Genomic DNA, 438 nt, shown 5'->3' with positions numbered 1-438 from the left:
GTCAGTTTCCATCCCTGCCAAGACCTTATACATCAACGTATCGTTACCACCGTTAATCAGGTAGAACGCATCGTTGCCGCCGCGGCCTTCAAACAGGTTGTTAGCCGAGCTATCGGTAAAGGTATCGCCCTGGCTAGAGCCAATCAAGCCTTCGATACTGATCAACTTATCAGAGCCTTGGCCTGTTGCCGAGCCATTCTTACCCGTACCCTCCCAGAGTACAGCGGTGATAGCGCTTGCTGAACCGCTGTAATCAACGATATCCATCCCTGCCGTGGCACTCCAGACTGCCTTACCACTGACAATCTGGTTCCAGCCACCACTCCCGTTGTAGGTATCGTCACCCGCTGAAGCAAAGAAGGTGTCGTTATAGCCGGTACCGACAATGCCCGTTGCGGTGGTATTGGTGGCAGCTGTGTCACTTTCCGCCGTCAGTAT

1 protein-coding gene is annotated in these 438 nt (G+C 53.4%); it reads right to left on the bottom strand.

The features are described from left to right. Nucleotides 1-438, bottom strand: a 438-nt coding sequence (locus AC2A06_RS18870) for a hypothetical protein (RefSeq protein WP_484381300.1), incomplete at both ends; no start/stop codon positions are given.

It is taken from the genome of Serratia sp. HNCC26DJ244, assembly GCF_057180565.1.
Note: the sequence above shows the minus strand (reverse complement) of the source record. Positions and strands in the feature narration are given on the sequence as shown.